Here is a 17,121-nt window from a genome sequence, read left to right as displayed (position 1 = left end):
CAGAAAATGATATACACCCATCTTCCCCTAATTCTTGTTGTCCATCTTTCCAAGAAGATCAAGGAGCCGCTTACGCTTCTTACTTAACCGTCCTTTAGAAGGCACGACGCCCGGTACGTCTTCTTCATCGCCAATTCCATTCCAGGGCGGAGCCCAATTTCCGTCCTCCACGATGGGGAACCACCCCGGAGACATTCTTTTAAAGAACGCCAAATCATGGATCAAGTACTCATCCACTTCCACGCGGAGCAGAGTAACCAATGCAAACGAATAATGCAAATACTCTCCACCAGCCCCCACCGGCACACGACCATTAATGTCATTTAAATTAAAATCAACGACCTCTCCCGTTGCCTCAAAAAGGGGCTCCAGGAATTCAATTAGGAATTTTCCTTGGCCAATTTTGCAAATACAAGGAATTTTTGGCAAAGACAATATTTCAGCCAAAAATCGGTCTTCCGGAAACTGAGCCTTCAGAATCAAAGAACTTTTGCTCATTTAACCCCCTTGGGCACAGCTACCTCGCCGGTGAATGCCCTTTTAAATGATTCGACTGGACTAAAATATTGTACACCGTGTGGATCGCGGATTGCGACGACAGGGACGCCACCTTTGTTTGTTACACCGTCCACTACGACAAAATGTGAGAATGACCCGGATTCATTCTTAATTCGAACGATAACCGGGACGCCGTCGCTCGTAAATCGTTCAAGATCTTGAACAGTTTTTCCATAGTACGCATTGGCGGGGATGTCAGCAAATTTGAGAGCCCCAGCGACATCGGCGAGGTAGACGCCGTTTCCAGTCGGAGGGAATGTCTTCACAAGCGAGAACAGGTCCACCGAAGTTCCGAGAGTGTCACCCGCCATCACGCAAGAATTATGACCGCACGTAGGCGTATCTCCTTGATTCACCACCAACCGATCGCCTTTGCGGGTTATCGCGTCCCCCAGCAAGGGGTTCTCCGGATGGATCGCGGCGGCCCTGTCAATAGCAACTTTTTCGCCGGAAGCAACTGCTCCGCCAGCTACCTCAGAGACGTTTGTTGCGCTTTTTACAGCAACATAGGCATCCGCCTCGGCACGTGAAATAACATTCGACGCGACTAGATCATCGAGAGTTTGGCCCGTCTTCTGAATTGCTGCGCCGATCACCTTTGCGGTAACAACACCTCCGGCGCCCAACGCACCACCGATAACGGCTTCGCGCGCGACGACCTCGCCGTCGATTTTCCCTTTATCGATATATTGATCGCTGGTGCTCGACGCGCCGCCTATCACTGCCCCGCCAACTACAGCCCCAGGCAAAGTTACCGGCGCCGTGACTCCGACCGCCACAACAATCCCCCCCTTCACCGCATCTTTCGTCAGCGACTTCTTGACTGCAGCGTCGTATGCGTCGAGTTGAGCCTTGTCCTCTGCGCTCAGCCCGAACCTGGCGATGTTGTCCGTGTTTTGGCAACTCACTGCCGGGCAGTCCGCGATTGCCAAGCGGAACGACTGCCCGTTTGCGCTGACCGTTTGATATTGCAATCCCGTAGCCTTGCCGCTTTGAGCCAATTCGGGATAGGTAATCTTCTTTGGCGCCAGGTCGTAGTAAGGAGAGTTTTCCCCGCCCGTGTTGGCTCGAACGAAGGCTGCAAGATCCGGATCGATATTGGATGAGTTCAGTGCGGTATTGTCGCGATTGATCTGAACGAAGCTCTTCCCGTTATCGCCCGTCGTGAACGGTGCACCCTTGTCATAGAACGCATTGGGATCCTTTGGATCACGAATGACCATGCCGGCGGTGACATCTTCCTTGTAATAGCTATTTCCGCTATTACGCATCGCGTCCTCGATCTGCTCCTGGGTGTATTTACCCTTACTCCTCTTCGCCAGTTCAGCAGCCTTATCGCGCTCCTTGGGGTGCAACTGCCGATTGTTGTAGTCCTGATTCAAGCCAGCTGCTGCGCCGTCAAAACCGCCACCAGCGATCGCGCCGATTCCGGTAGCGAGCGCCCCGCTCGCCAGCTTTGACAGTGCCGTCGCCCAATCGTTCTTTTGACCCTCTCCCCCAAGACCCGCCTTATCAAGCCGGTCCCTGAGCGTCTCTTGAAGTGAGTTCAGTTGATCGGCCACCTTCGCGCTCGCAGCAGCGCCCAATGCTCCGCTGAGATCGCCGGTCATCGCGCCGATCACCGCATGCGCCGCCACTCGGTACTCACCGCCCTCCTCGTACTTCTTGGCTTCCTGCTCTTTGCCTTCAGCCCGCAGCTTGTCCGCCTGCTTCTTGAACTGTTCGGCCACCTCCTTCGACGCCTGCGCCCCAAACTCCGCCACGATTTGCGCATTCACCTTCACCTGCTGCGCGAGCTTCTGCCCATCCCAGCCCTGCGACAGCTTGCCCGCCGTCGCATCGTTCGTCGCGCCGCGGTCCAGCTTCTCCAGCTTCTCCAGCGTCGCCTGACTCGCCGCATCGCCGCTAGTGATCGTCGTGCTGCCCGCGCTGATCGTGCTGCGCGTCGTGCTGCGCTCGTCGCCGCTGTCCTTGAACGCACCGGCCATGCCACCGCTCGTGCCCGCGCTCACCGTCACGGCGCTGGCGCTGAACTGGCTGCGGTTATCGATGTCGCTGCTGGTCAGCGTGCCGGTGCTGAAGCTGTTCTTGCCCGCGTCGATCGCCGCCTGGCTGCTCGTGATCGCACCGCCCTTGAGGTCGGTGTTGCCCTTCACGCTCACCTGGAAGCCGCCGTCGCCGGCGCGGATGCCGGCCTGCTCGCCCACCGCCGCATAGTCCGCATTGACCTTGGACTGGCTGAAGTTGGCGCTGCCGCCCGCCCCGTACCCGACGGTCACGCTGCCGCCCATGCTCTGGCTCTTGGAGTCGAACTTGGCCGTGTCCTGCAGGCTCTCGATCTTGAGGTTGCCGCCGATGTCGGCCACCACCTTCGGCGCCGTCACCACCGCGCCGCCCAGCGTCGTGTCCCCACCGGACTGCAGCGTCACCGAGCTGCCGCCCGTGACCTGCGTGGCCGAGTAGTTCGTGTCCTTGCCGTCCGCGTTGCCCTTGGACACGCTGGCGCTGGCGGTGAAGCCCAGCCGGTTCTCCTTGCCCAGCGAGATGCCGATGCCGATGGACGCGCTGCTGCTCGAGTCCTTGCTGTGCTGCTCGCTGGTGTTCTGCGCGGCCAGCAAGTCGATCTTGTTGTCCGCCTTGATGAACACGTCCTGACCCGCGAGCGTGCTGCCTCGCACCGTGACGTTGGAGTCCTGCCCGCCGCCGGTGGCGATCAGGCTCAGCTTGCCGTCCGCGAGCACCGAGCTCCCCGCAGCCTGGTTCGCCTCGTTGTGCTGCGAGCTCTTGCTCTGCTGGCTGCCCACCGACAGGCTGATGCGGATGCTCTGCTCCTGCTGCGCCTTGGCCAGGTCGTTGAACTTCTGGATCTCCTCGACCGCCTGCTTGGCCTTGGAGATCGCCGTGGCCGCCGCCAGTGCCTTCATCCGGTCGTCCTGCGTCTGCGTGACGTGCTCCCCGGCCTTGATGGCGCCCATCGCCGCATCCACGCCCGGTGCGCTCAAGGACAGCGACAGCCCGCTCTGCCTGAACTTGGTCTCCGTGTCCTGCGCCGACTGGTTGCGCGCCTCCACGATGTCGATGGACTTGCCCTTGATCGTCACGTCGCCCTGCGGCGCCTGCACCTCCGAGCCCACCTGCCGGTACTTGCCGCCGGCGTAGATGTCCACGTCCCCGGCGACGCTGGCCACCACCGAGCCCTGGTGCGTCTCCTGGCTCGTCTTCGTCGCCTGCGACAGCTCCTGCTTGCCGATCGTCACCCCGATCCCGCCGCCGCTGAACAGCCCCGACTTCACCGTCTTCTTGAACTGCTCGGTATCCACCGAGTTGGTGACCCCGTCGATGGTGATGTCGCGGTCGGCGATGAGCTTGGTGCCGTTGTCCGACACCGCCTGCGCCGCGGCCAGCGTGATGTCGCGCCCGGCCACGATGTTGACCGTGTCGCCCGACAGCGTCGTGCCGATCGCGGTCGTCGTGTCCGTCTTGTTGTAGGTCGTGACCGTCTTCTTCTTGAACAGACTCTTCTTGGTCTTCTGCGTCATCTCCTCGACGACCTTGTTGGCCTCGCCGGCCAGCAGCTCGACGTCGCGTCCCGCGCTCAGCGTCACCGCGCCTTGCGCGCTGGCGATCTGCGCGGCCGTGGCGCTCAGGTCCTGGCCGGCCTTGAGCAGCACCGCGCCCTCGGCCTTGATCTCCGTACCCACGTCCTGGCGCTGGCTTTCCTTCTTGAAGTTGGTCGCGTTCCAGACCTGGTCGCGCGAGCTCGAGGTCTGCACCGTGCCCAGCGTCAGGTCGCGCCCGGCGGCCACCATCACGCCGCCTTCGGCGCCTGCGCCCTCCGCGCCGCCCTGCGTGATCTGCACCGCCTGCAGCTGCGCGTCGCGCCCGGCCTGCACCACCATCACGCCGCCCGCGGTGAGCGAGGCCACCTGGTCCAGCACCGTCGCCTTGGTCGTGACGTTGCCCTTCACCGTGCCGCCGCTGGCCGTGGTGCTCTGCATGACGACGTCACGCCCCGCCACCAGGCTCATGTCGCCCGTGGCCGCGAGCTGCCCGCCGATGTTGCGCAGATCCTCGCGCGCCGTCAGCGCCAGCGTCGTGGCGCGCATGTCGCCGGTGTTGGCGATGTTCTGCGCCTGGATGGCCACCGCCCCGCCGCGCACGCTGCCGCCGTTGTTGAAGTCGCCCGTCAGCGCCATCTCCACCCGGCCGCCGGCGATCAGCGAGCCGCTGGGCAGCAGGTCGCCCTCGCGCGGCACCAGGTACACCTGCGGCACCAGCACGCGCTGCGTCGTGCCGTCCGCCAGCGTCACCGTCTGCTCCACCAGCCACACCAGGTCGCTGGTGAGCTGCGTCATTTGCTCGGCGCTCAGCGCCACGCCCGGCACCAGCTGGTGCTCCTTGGCGAAGGTCGCGCCGTTGGTCAGCAGCGCGCGGTACATCGACTCGTCGTCCGCATAGCCCGACAGGTAGCCCGTGCCGGTGAGCTGGCCGATCTGCTCGCGCACCAGCCGCTGCTCGTAGAAGCCGTCGCCCAGGCGCTTCTGCGTCACGGTGGGGTCCAGCGCCATCTGCTGCAGCAGGAAGTCGCTGGAGAGCCACTCGCGGTAGTTGGCGAAGCGCGGGTCCGTCTCGACCAGGTACTTGCTGCCGGGCTCGCTGTGCGTCTTGAACAGGCTGTTGGAGGGCAGCGTGAGGTTGGGCATCACGCCCACCACGCGGCCGCCGACGCTCAGGCCCGAGACCCTCAGCGCCGCGTTCTGCGCTGAGCCGGGGCGGCTGGTCGAGCCGGTCTGCGTCGTCACCTTGCCGATCTGCGTCGTGGCCTTCTGGTCGGTCTGCGCGGACGCGTCGACCTGCGCGGCCGATGCGGCACGGGCCCGCTGAAGCAGGCCGGCGAGACCGGTCCGCGCCGTGCCCTGCACCTGTTGCGTCGTGCTGTTGCCTTGCGCGGCGTCGATCGCCTGCCCATCGCGGAACTGCGTGGTCACGCGCGCGCCTTGCAGATCCTGCGCCGAGCCCGTCTGCACCGCGTCGCCATCGCGCTCGTGACGGAGCGTCGCCTCCACCTGCGCGCCCGCGTCGCCGGACTGCGCGGCGGCGATGGCGCGCTCGGTCGCGGTCGCGCCACTGCGCTGGATCGCCTGGACCACGCCGGCGCCCGCGGCGCCGTTGCCCGTCGCCACTGCGTTCGACGTGATCGCACTGCCCGCCCGCACCTGCGCATTGCCTTGCGCGTTGGCCTGCGCCGCAGCGCCCTGCTGCACCTGGCGGATCAAGCGGGTGAGGAAGCCGCCAGTACCGGCGCCACCGCTCGCGTTGGCGGAAGCACTGCCTTGCGCCTGTTGCGCCGAGGCACCGCCCCCCGTGCTCACCGCGCCAGCGCCCTGGCGCCCGCCGGGCGCTTGCGACACCTGCCCCACCACCGGCGCACCGCCTGCCAGCGAGAGATTCACCGTATGCGCCACGCCCTGCGTGTCGACGGCCGTCACCGTGTGCGGCACGTTCGTGACCTGCCCGCCGGTGATCGCCACGCCGGTCATGCCGATCACCTGGCTCATGTCGTTGTTGATCGTGCCGGCACCGATGCTCAAGGTGCCGCCCACGATGATCTTGGCCGCGAGCGACTGCGTCAGCGGCGCGCCCGCGTCATTGCCGCCGAATGCCTCCCACGAAACGATCCGGTGGGTGCGATGCGTCCGCGCGTAGTCGCTCAGCACCTCCTGCGCCGTGCGCCCGTTCATTGGAACGGCAAGGTCTTCGATCGGCCCGTTGTTGATCGAGTAGACGATGCTGACAAATCCTTCCGAGCCCGGCGTGTAGTTGCCCCACATCAGGTACGGATTGACGTTGTCGATGCGGTTGGCCGTCAGCGTCAGGTTGCTGCGCGCCTCGATCGTGGCGCCGCTGTTGAGCAGCGTGTCGCCGGAGATCGTCATGTCCCCGCCGGCGCGGATGAAGGCCGCCGAGGCCAGCGTTCCCTGCCCGGTTCCCTGCCCCGTGCCCACGCCCTGCAGCACCGTCCGGTTCACGATCCCACCCGTCATCTGCAGCGCCAGCGCACGGCTGGCCTCGATGGTCGAGTTCTCGTTGAGCAGGCTCGCGCCCGCGAGCCGCAGGTCGCCGTCCGCGAAGATCAGCGCCCCATCCGTGTTGGAGATCTCGCGCGTGAGCTGCGCATCGATCGAGCGCCGCCCAGCGATCACCGCCGCCACGCCGCCCTCCGCGCCGTTGACCAGCGCACCACCGTCGATGACCACGTCCCCGCCGTAGATCCGCCCGGTGCCCAGGTTGACCAACCGGTCCGAGGTCAGCAGCACGCCGTCCCCGTCGATCAGGCCGCGGTTGGTGATCTGCCCCGCCGCGGTGAGCAGCGTGTTCACGCCGCTGAGCTCGCCGCTGGCCGCGTTGTCGATGTTCTGCGCCGAGATCGACAGCGTCCCGCCGCTGCGCAGCGTGCCCTGGTTGGCGAAGTTGCCCGAGACGTCGAGCACCATGTCGCCCGCCGACTGGAACTGGCTGCTGGCGCCGTAGACGAAATCGCCCACGAGCTTGACGCTCATGCCCGCGCCGCTGCTGATCTGCCCGCCGACACCGCCGGCGAGCTCGCGCAGGTTCAGCCCCATCGCGCTGCCGGACCAGATGCGCCCGCCCGCATTGTTCAGCGACAGCGCCGACACCGACGCCCCATCCCCGATCGTCTGCGTGCCCGACGCGCCCAGTGCCCCGCCCGCGTTGTTGAGCGACTGCGCGATCGTCAGCCCCAGGCTCCCACTGGCCAGCACCTGACCGCCGATGTTGTCCAGCTGCTGCGCGCGCACGTTGACGGCGCCGCCCTGGATACCCTGCCCGGCGCCGCCGGTGTTCGTGTTGTCGATGCGGCCCGCGGCCGTGAGGTTCAGCGCGTTGCCGCCGTAGATCAGCCCGCCCTGGTTGAGCACCTGCTGCGCCGACGCGTCCAGCGTCTGCGCGCCGATCAGCCGTCCACCCTGGTTGTCGAGCGTGCCGCCCACCGACACCGTCAGCGCCGAGGCCGACAGCTCCGCGCGGTTGACCAGCTGGCTCAGGTTCACCTGCGCCGACGTGCCGGCGCTGATGCCCTGCTCGTTGGTCAGCGTGCCGGCGTTCAGCGTCATCGCGCCCTGCGCGCGGATGCCCGTGGGCGTCGTCACCGAGCCGTCGCGCGTGTTGTTCAGCGCCGCGCCATGCGTCTGCACCGACAGGCCGCCGCCCGATTGCAGCAGCCCACCGCGGTTCTCCAGCGTGCCGCTGTCCACCGTCAGCGACTGCGTCGCAAGCAGCCGGCCGCCGCTGTTGTCCAGCGTCTGTCCGCGCGCATCGATCACGACCGCTGCGCCCGAGACCTCGCCCCGCGCGTTGATCAGCGAGGCCGAGCCCAGATCCGCCGTCTGCCCGGCCTGAATGGCGCCGGCCGTGTTGTCGATCGCGCCCTGCGCGCGCAGCGTCACGCCGCCTTGCAGGCTCGAGATCCGGCCCTGCTGGTTGCCCAGCGTCGCCGCGCTCAGCGACACGCCCTGCTGCGCGAGCAGCGTGCCGCCCGCGTTCTGCAGCGCGCCGCCCGTGGTGACGCTCAGCACGCCGTCGCTGCCAGCCCAGCCGCCGCGGTTGTCGACATTGCCCGCGTTCAGCGTCATCGCCGCGCCGCTGCGCAGGCGACCGCCCTGGTTGTCGAGCGTGCCGCCGATCGTGGCCTGCAGCGTCGAGTCGCTCTGCATCAGGCCGTTGCCGCCGTTGAGCAGGCTCGCGCCGCGCACATCGAGCGCGCCCGCACTGGCCACCGTGCCGCCCCGGTTGTCGATGCCGCCCGTGAGGTTGAGCAGCGCCCCGCCATTGCTGACGAGGTTGCCGCCGCGGTGGTCCAGGCTGCTGCCCGACACCGTCACGCCGGTGCCCTGCGTCTGCGCACTGGCCAGCGTCACCGCGCCGGTCGCGGCGATCGTCACCGCGCCGCTCGCGAGGATCTGGCCCGAGCTGCCATCCAGCGAGCCCGTCGTGACCGTCAGCGGACCGCTGCCCGCCGCCATCAGCGTGCCGCGCACGTTGTCCACCGACTGCCCCTGCAGACGCAGGCCCGTGCCAGCCGCCTGGATGCGGCCATCGGTGTTGAGCAGCTGGTTGCCGATCGTCGCGGTCAGCGCGCCGGCCGCGCCGGTCTGCGTCAGCGAGCCGCCGATATTGCGCCAGTCCGTCGCCGTGATGCCGACGTTGGCGCCGCTCAGCGTCGCCGCGTCCGTCGACAGCAGACCCGCGCTCGCGAGCATCAAGTCACCCGCGACCGCGACGATGGCGCGGTCCAGGCGCAGCGCGCCCAGGCCCGAGGCGCCCGTTGAGCTCATCGACACCGACGTCGCCTGCAGACGGCTGTCCTGCAGTTGCAGATCGCCGCCGCGCAGCGTCATCGCGCCCGCGGCCAGCATCGATCCGGCCGATTGCAGCGTGCCCGTCGTGCGGACCGTCAGGTCGCCTTGAGCGCCCAGCGAGTTGTCCGGACGCAGACCCGCGGCCAGCGTGCCGGCGCCCGCCAGCGCGAGTGCGTCCACGGTCAGCGCGCCCTGCGCGCCGATCAGGCCATTGTTGGTGAGCGTCTGGCCCGCGTTCACCGTGGCGTTGCCTTGCGCGTAGATGTTGCCGCTGTTGCTCAGCGCACCGGTCGTCGTCAACCGCGTGTCCGCGCCCGATTGCAGCGAGCCCGCGTTCGTCACCTGACTCGCGCCGATGGTCAGCGCGGTCTGCGCGTTGATCAGGCCTTGCGCGCCGTTGGTCAGCGTGCCGAGCGTCAGGTCGACAGCACGAGCGCCGAGTTGGCCGCCGGTGTTGTCCAGCGACGCCGCCTGCGCGCGCAGATCGCCGCCCGCGCCCATCGCGCCGCCGGTGTTGTCGATCGCGCCGGCGACGCGCAGCTGCGCATCGCCGCCGCTCAGCAACTGGCCGCCTTGATGACGCAGGCTGTCCGCCTGCAGCGTCACCGTGCCGCCCTGCGTCTTCGCCTGACTCAGGTCGACCGCGCCCGTCGCCGTCAGCGTCACCACGTGCGCGCCGAGGATCTCGCCGTTCGCGCCGCTCAGCGTGCCGGTCGTGAGGCTCAGCCCCTCAGCGCCCGCATGCACCAGGCGGCCGCGCGTGTTGTCGATCGAGCCCGCATTCACCGTCAGCGTGCGGCCCGCCGCGGCGATCTCGCCGCGCGTGTTGTCCAGCGCGCCCTGCAGCGCCGCGCTCAGCGCGCCGGCCTGGCCGGTCTGCGTGACCACCCCATCGACGTTGGACCAGCGCTGCGCCGTCACCGACAGCGTGTCGCCCGAGATCGACGCCGCGCCCGTGTCCATCGCGCCCGCCGCCGACATCGTCAGCGCCCCCGACGATGCCAGCGTCGCGCGGTTCAGACGCAGGTCGCCGGTGCTGGCCGTCAGGTCCGCGCGCTGCGCCTGCAGCTTCGCGTCCTGCAGCTGCAGCGTGCTGCCCGACAGCGTCATCGCGCCCGCGGCCACGGTCTGGCCGCTCTGCTGCAATGCGCCGCTCGTGCGCAGCGTCAGGTCGCCCTGCGTGCCGAGCGTGTTGTCCGGCTTCAAGCCCGCGACGAAGCCGCCGCTGCTCGCGATGCTCGCCGCCTGCACCGACAGCGCGCCCTGCGCCGCCAGCATGCCGCTGCTCGTCAACGCGCCGTCGGCGGTGATCGTCAGCGGGCCGCGCGCGTACGCGCTGCCGGTGTTGCCGAAGGCGCCATGCACCGTCAGGTCCATCGCCGCCTGCGACTGCAAGCTGCCGGCGTTGTCGAGCTGGCCGGCTTCGATCGTCAGCGCCTGCGCCGAAGCGATCAGACCCTGACCACCGTTGAGCAGCCGGCCCGCCGTGCTCAGGCTGACCGCGCGACCGCCCAGCTGGCCATCCGTGTTGTCCAGCGAAGCCGCGACGATGCGCAGGTCCTCACTCGCCTGGATCAGGCCGCGCGTGTTGTCCATCGCGCCACCGACGGTGAAGGCCGCGCCGGTCTGGCTCAGCAGCTTGGCGTCGCGATGGCTGAGGCTGCCCGCGTTCACCGTGATGTCGCGCGCCTGCGTCAGCGCGCCATCCAGCGTCAGCGCGCCCGGCGTCTGGATCGCCAGCGCACCCTTGCCCAGGATCTCGCCGCCGGTGCCGTCGAGCTGCTGCGCGCTCAGCGTCAGCGTGCCGGTGCCGGCATGCAGCAGCGTGCCTTGGCGGTTGTCGATGCGCACCGCGGCGAGCGTCACGTCCGCCGCGTTGGCCGCGATCGAGCCGCCCTGGTTGATCAGCGACTGCGCCACCGAGACGCGCAGCTCGCCATCCGCCGCGCTCTGCGCGAGATCGCCGCCGGCGTTGCGCCAGTCGGTCGCCGTGATCGACACCGAGCCCGCGCCCAGCGTCGCGCCGGACGTATCCAGCGCATTCGCCGCGGACAAGGTCAGGCGCTCGCCGCCAGCCACGGTCGCGCGGTCCAGGCGCGCGTCGCCGGCCAGCGCCGTCATCGTCACGCGCTGTGCCTGCACGCGGCTGTCCTGCAGCGCGAGCCCGGCGCCACTCATCGTCAGCCCGCCGCCCGCGAGCGCGGTGCCGCTCTGCTGCAGCTGACCGCTCGCGGTCAGCGTCAGGTCGCCGCGCGTGGCAAGCGTGTTGTCGGCATTCAGGCCAGCGGCGAAGGCGCCGCTGCTGGCGATGTCGCGCGCTTGCGCGATGAGCGCGCCCTGCGCCGTCACCGTGCCGGTGTTGACCAGCGTGTCGGCGTTCAGCGTGCCATCGCCCTGAGCGCGGACGGTGCCGCTGTTGCGCAATGCACCGCTCGCGCGCAGGTCGAGATCGCCGCCCGCCTGCATCGAGCCCGCGTTGCTCAGGCTCGCCACGTCCGCCGAAAGCTTCCCGCGCGCCACGATCAGCCCAAGGCCCGCGTTGTCGATCGTGCCGCCCTTGAGCGTCACGTCCACCGCGCCGAGCTGGCCATCGCGGTTCGTCAGCGTGCTGGCATCGATCGTCAGGCTGCTCGCGCCATGCACCAGGCCGCCGGTGTTGTCGAGCTCACCGCCAACGGTCAGCGCCGTCGAGCTCTGCGCGAGCAGCTCACCGCCGCGCAGCTTCAGAGTGGCCGCGTGGACCGTCACGCGGTCGCCTTGCGCCGTCGCGCCGCTCAAGTCGGCATCACCCGCGAGGTTCAGCGCCAACGCGCCGTTGCCGGCGATCGTGCTGTTGACGCCATTCAGCGTCGTCGCATCCAGACGCAGCGTGCCGCCCGTCGTGCCCGCATGAATGATCTGACCCGAGCCGTTCTCGATGCGGTCCGCCGACAGCGTCAGCGCCGTGCCATTGCCCGCGATGCGCCCGCCCTGGTTGTCCAGAACCCCGCTCAGCGTGGCCGTGAACTGGCCCGCAGCATCCGTCTGACCGATCTGGCCGCCGGCATTGCGCCAATCGGCGGCGGTGATGGCGACGCTGGCGCCGCTCATGCGCGCGCCCTCGGTGTTCAGCGTGCCGCTGCTGCGCAGCTCGAGCAGATCACGCACCGACAGCAGCGCGCGGTCCAGGCGCAGCGCGCCGCCACGCGCGTTCAGCGCGATCGACGCGGCCGTGGTCTGGCTGTCCTGCAGCAGCAGCGACGCGCCCTCGAGCGTCGCGCGGCCCACCGCCTGCGCCGTGCCCGAGTGCTGCAGCGCCTGCGCCGCGGACAGCGTCAGCTCGCCCTGCGCCGCCGGCGTGGTGTCCGGCTTCATGCCGGCGGCGAAGGCGCCGCTGCTGGCGATGCTGTCCGCTCGCACCGTGAGGTCGCCCTGCGCCGCGATCAGGCCGGTGTGCGTGAGCGCGCCGCCCGCCGTCACCGTCATCGCGCCCTGCGCGTAGAAGCTGCCGGAGTTGTCGAGCGCGCCGCTCACGCGCACCGCGGCATCGCCCTGGCTGAGCAGCTGGCCCTCGCGATGGCTGAGGCTGCCCGCGTCGAGCGTGATCGTCCGCCCTTGCGTCTGCGCGCCATCCAGCGTCGCCGCGCCGCTCACGGTCAGCGCGAGGTCGCCGCTGCTGGCGATGCGGCCATCCGCGCCCGACAGCGAGGCCGCCGAGATCGCCAGCGCGCCCGCGCCGGCATGCGTGATCGCGCCGCCCCGGTTGTCGAGCTGGCCCGCGTTCAGCGTGGCCGATTGAGCGTTCGCGCCGATGCGGCCGCCCTGGTTGTCGAGCAGGCCGGCCACATCGACGCGCATCGCGCCCGCTGCGCCGGTCTGCGCGAGCGTGCCGCCCGCGTTGTGCCAATCGGCGGCCGCGATCGAGACGGAGTCGCCGCTCAGCGTCGAACCCGCCGCGTCCAGCGCGCCCGAAGCCGACAGCGTCAGCTGCCGCGTCGCCGCGACCGTCGCCTGATCGAGCGCGAGGCTGCCCGCCAGCGCCTGCAGCGACACCGAGCCCGCCTGCGTCTTGCTGCCTTGGAGCGCGAGGCCGTCGGCGCTGAACGTCAGCGCGCCACCCGCCACGGAGGTGCCGCTCTGACGCAGTTGCTGTGCGGTGATCGTCAGATCACCACGATCGCCGACGGTGTTGTCGGCCTGGAGACCCGCCGCGAAGCTGCCGCTGCTGGTCAAGGTGCCCGCCGTGATGCGGGTGTTGCCGCTCGCGGCCACGGTGCCGGTGTGATCGAAGGCGCCCGCATTCACGCGGACATCGCCCTTCGCGGTGATCAGGCCGGCATTCGTCAGCGCGGCGCGAGCCGTCACGTCGACATCGCCCGCGGCTTGCAGCTGGCCCGCGTTGTCGAGGCGATCGGCGTTCACCGTCAGGCTCGATCCCGAGGTCACCAGGCCCTGACCCGCGTTGTCGATCGCGCCAGCGCGCAGCGTGACTGCCGCGCCGCCGATCTGGCCGTCGCGGTTGGTCAGCGTCGCCGCCTGCAGCGTCACCGGGCCGCCGCCCTGCACCAGGCCGCTCGTGTTGTCGAGCGCCTGCCCAGCCGTGAGATCGACCGCGCCCTTGGCCACCAGTTGCGCGTTCTGCAGCGACAGGCTGGCGGCGTTGACTGTGATGCGGTCGGCTTGCGTCTGCGCCTGGCTCAGGTCGGCGGCACCGCTCGTGGTCAGCGTCAGCCCGCCGTTGCCGAGGATCTCGCCCCGCGCGCCGGCCAGCGTGCCGGCATCGATGCGCAGTTCACCCGCGGCTGTGCCCGCATGGACGATGTGCCCCCCCGTGTTGTCGAGCTGCTGCGCCGACAGCGTCAGCGCCGTGCCGTTGACGGTGATGCGGCCGCCGCGGTTGTCGAGCGCGCCCGTCACCGTCGCCGCGAGGCGACCCGTGGCGTCCGTCTGCGAGAGCTCGCCGCCGGCGTTGCGCCAGTCAGCCGCCGTCAAGCTCACCGAGCCGCCGCTGAGTTGGGCGCTCTCGGACACGATGGCGCCAGTCGCGCCCAGGTCGAGCGCGCCGGCCGAAGCCATCGCCCCGCGATCGAGGCGCAGATCACCCGCCTTCGCCTGCGCGGTGACGCTCGCGGCCTGCGTGCGGCTGCCTTGCAGCTGCAGCTCGGCGCCTTCGAGGCGCGCGGCGCCGCCGGCCAGCGTCACGCCGCTGTGCTTCAGCGCGCCCTCGGCCTTCAGCGACAGGTCGCCCGTGGTGCCGACGGTGTTGTCCGCCCTCAGACCCGCGGCGAAGGCGCCGCTGCTGTCGATGGCGCCGGCGTGCACGTCCAGCGTACCGCCCGCGGCGATGGTGCCGCTGTGCGTCAGCGTCCCCGCGTCGATCGAGGCCGCGCCCGCCGCGCGGATCACGCCGGCGTTGGTCATCGCGTCGGCACGGACGCTCAAGTCGCGCGAGGCCACGATCAGGCCGCTGCCGGTGTTGTCGACCTGCTGTCCGCGCACGTCCACGCCGCGGCCGCTCAACTCGCCATCGCGGTTGTCGAGCTGGCGCGCATCAACGCGCAGATCGCCGCTGGTCGACAGCACGCCCCCCTGGTTCGCGAGCGACTGCACGGTCATCGTCAGCGCGTCGCCGGACGTCGAGAGGCGGCCGCCGGTGTTGTCGACGCCCTGCGCCGTCAGCGTGAGGCTGCGCGCGTTCGTCTGGATCTTGCCCTGGCGGTTGTCGAGCTGGCCCGTCAGCTCGACGTTCCAGTCGCCGGTGCCGCTCATCGCGAGCTGGCCGCCGGCATGGCGCCAGTTCTGCGCCTGCAGCGTCAGCGACGAGGCGCTCATCCGCGCGCCTTCCGTGACCAGGTCGCTGGCCGTGCTGATGCGCAGCGCATTGGAGGCCTGCAACTGCGCGCCGGCTAGGTCGATGCCGGCGGCGTCGAAGGCGGCGTCGGCGGCCAGCAGTTGACCGCGCAGCAAGAGCTCGGAACCCGCCGACATCGACAGCGCGCCCTGCGTACCCACGCGTCCGTCGCTGCCCAGGCCGGCCGCGACGGTCGCGGCGTTGCCCGTCTGCAAGCGCCGGGCGGCGCTCGCGTTCAGGTCGCGTTGAGCGGCGAGCAGGCCGCTCACGCTGAGGTCGCCGCCGGACGTGACGTTCACGTTGCCGCCGTAGATCGAGCCCCCGAGCACGGCGCCGTCACGCGCGGTGAGGGCGAGCGCGCCACCTGCGCGCACCTGCGCGTCGGAGGCGATGGAGGCGGCGTCGACGGACAGGCCGTTGCCGGCGGCCAGCCGCGCGCTCGCGTCCTGACGCAGCGCGCCTTGCAGCTTCAACGCGACGTCCTGGCCGTCGATCGACCCGCCCTGCTCCTGCACGAGCGAGCGCGCTTCCACGGAGATGCCGTCGCGCGCCGCGATCGCGCCAGCGGTGTTGACCACATCGGCCTGGCCCTGGATCAGGATGCCGCCCGCGGCGGCGTTCAGTTCGCCGCGATCGTTGCGCAGCTCGGTGCCGGCCTGCAGCGTCACGCCGCCATCGGCGGCGACGCGCGCGTCGCGGTTGTCAATGCGGTCCGCGCTCAGCGTCGCGGCACCGGCCGAGCGCAGCCACGCGCGTTGCTGGCTCAGCGTGCCGTCGGCCTTCAGCGAGATCGACAGCGCCTGGACATCGGCGCCATCGAGCATCAGCTGCGCCGAGCGCGCCGACAGCGCGCCGTTGGACCAGAGCGTCGCGCCGGTCAGCGTGAGCGCACGGGCGTCCAGGGTGAGCCCACCGGTACCGTACTGCTCGATGCTGGCGCCTTGGGCGCTGAAGGCATCGGCGGTGATCGTCAGCGCGGCGCCGTTGCTCGCGAGGCGCGCGCCATCGGCGGTGATGGTCGGTGCCTGCAGGGCCAAGCCGTCGCCCGCGAGCAGTTGGCCCAGTTGCGTCGCCGACTGGGAGGCGGTCAGCGACAGGCTGCCGGCTCCAGCGACGATCGTGCCATCCGAAGTCATGCCGGCGACGGTCGCGCTGCCGGCTTCGCCGCTCAGCTGCGGCGCCTTGAGGTCCACGCTCCCACGCGAAGCGAGCCATCCCGCGTTGCGCACGCCGGTGTTGGACTGCACCGTCAACGACGGCGTGCCGTTGGCATCGGCCTCCTGCGCGTAGATGGTGCCCGTGTTGTCCAGCCAGCCATCGGCGCGCAGCGTCAGCTGCCCACCGACGATCTGCCCGGCCTGGCGCACACCCAGGCCCGCTTCGGTGCCGACGAGCGTGATGCGTTGGGCGTAAATGCCGCCCAGGGCCGTGCTGTCGAGCGCATAGCGCGGACGTTCGCCGCTCGGCGCCAGCGCTTCGCCCGCGCCATTGCCGGCGGCCGCGCCTTCGACCGTCATCACCTGCGTGCCGGTCTGGATGCGCGCGTCCTTGGCCCACAAGCCCGCGTTGAGCTCGACCGCTCGCGCCAGCAGCGCGGTGTAGTCCGTCTGCGAACCATCCAGCCCCTGCCCATCGATGCGGATCAGCCCGCCCTGCACGCCGTAGCCGGCGATGCTGCCGTCAGCGTTGAAGCGCGGCGTGCCCGTCGTCAGCACCGCGGCGCTGGCGTTGATGAAGCCGCCGCCGTCCACCTGGATGCCGGCCGGGTTGGCGATGATCACCTCGGCCCGCTGCCCCGCCACTTCCACGTAGCCCTTGAGCTGGCTGGGCGCGCTGCTGTTGACCTCGTTGAGGATCACCCGCGCGCTGCCCTTGGCCAGCCAGGGGTTGCCCTGCACGAAACCGCCCAGCTGCGTGCTGGCATCGGTGCGCGAGTTGTTCAGGATCACGCCCTGCCTGTCGACGTCGAACTGGCTGTAGGTGTTGCGCGAGACGCCGGCCGCGCTGGGTGTCTGGATGTTCACCTGCACCGTGCCGTTGGCGCTGTTGACCACCGTCGGCTGCTGCTGCTTCGGCGCATTCGGATCGGCCTTGACCTGGGCCAGCGCCTCCGGTGCCAGCGTGATCACCGCCCCCATCGCGAAGGCCGCGGCCAGCGCGAGCAGCGCCGGCGGGCCGCGCGAGATCGCCGGCACCACCTCCGTGGCGGCCAGCGCGCGACGCGCCGGTGCCGCACTCTCCCCGCTGCCGCCCTTGGTCTGGCTGACGGCGGTCTCGGCCACGGCCATCAGTTGGCCACGTTGCTTGTTGAAGACGATTCGGTACTGGAGACGGTTCATCGTGAGCTCAACGGAG

General features: G+C 69.5%; 2 protein-coding genes. Both read right to left on the bottom strand.

Annotated elements, in window-relative coordinates:
* Positions 1-27: 27 nt before the first annotated feature.
* Entirely contained in the window at positions 28-498 is a 471-nt protein-coding gene (locus BM393_RS25200; protein WP_141225277.1) for a hypothetical protein, read from the bottom strand.
* Positions 495-17,105, bottom strand: a complete 16,611-nt coding sequence (locus BM393_RS09640; RefSeq protein WP_091724555.1) for a hemagglutinin repeat-containing protein — start codon at positions 17,103-17,105, stop codon at positions 495-497. Before BM393_RS09640 ends, BM393_RS25200 begins: the two co-directional genes overlap by 4 nt.
* Between the last annotated feature and the right edge of the window lie 16 nt (positions 17,106-17,121).

The sequence above is a fragment of the Mitsuaria sp. PDC51 genome (assembly GCF_900113225.1).
Classification (GTDB): domain Bacteria; phylum Pseudomonadota; class Gammaproteobacteria; order Burkholderiales; family Burkholderiaceae_C; genus Roseateles.
The sequence above is the reverse complement of the archived record's forward strand: the minus strand, read 5'-3'. Positions and strand labels throughout refer to the sequence as shown.

What these genes read in the sequence shown, in the direction of transcription:
- BM393_RS25200 (WP_141225277.1), bottom strand. Translation starts at nt 498, where the DNA reads ATGAGCAAAAGTTCTTTGATTCTGAAGGCTCAGTTTCCGGAAGACCGA.
- BM393_RS09640 (WP_091724555.1), bottom strand. Translation starts at nt 17,105, where the DNA reads ATGAACCGTCTCCAGTACCGAATCGTCTTCAACAAGCAACGTGGCCAA.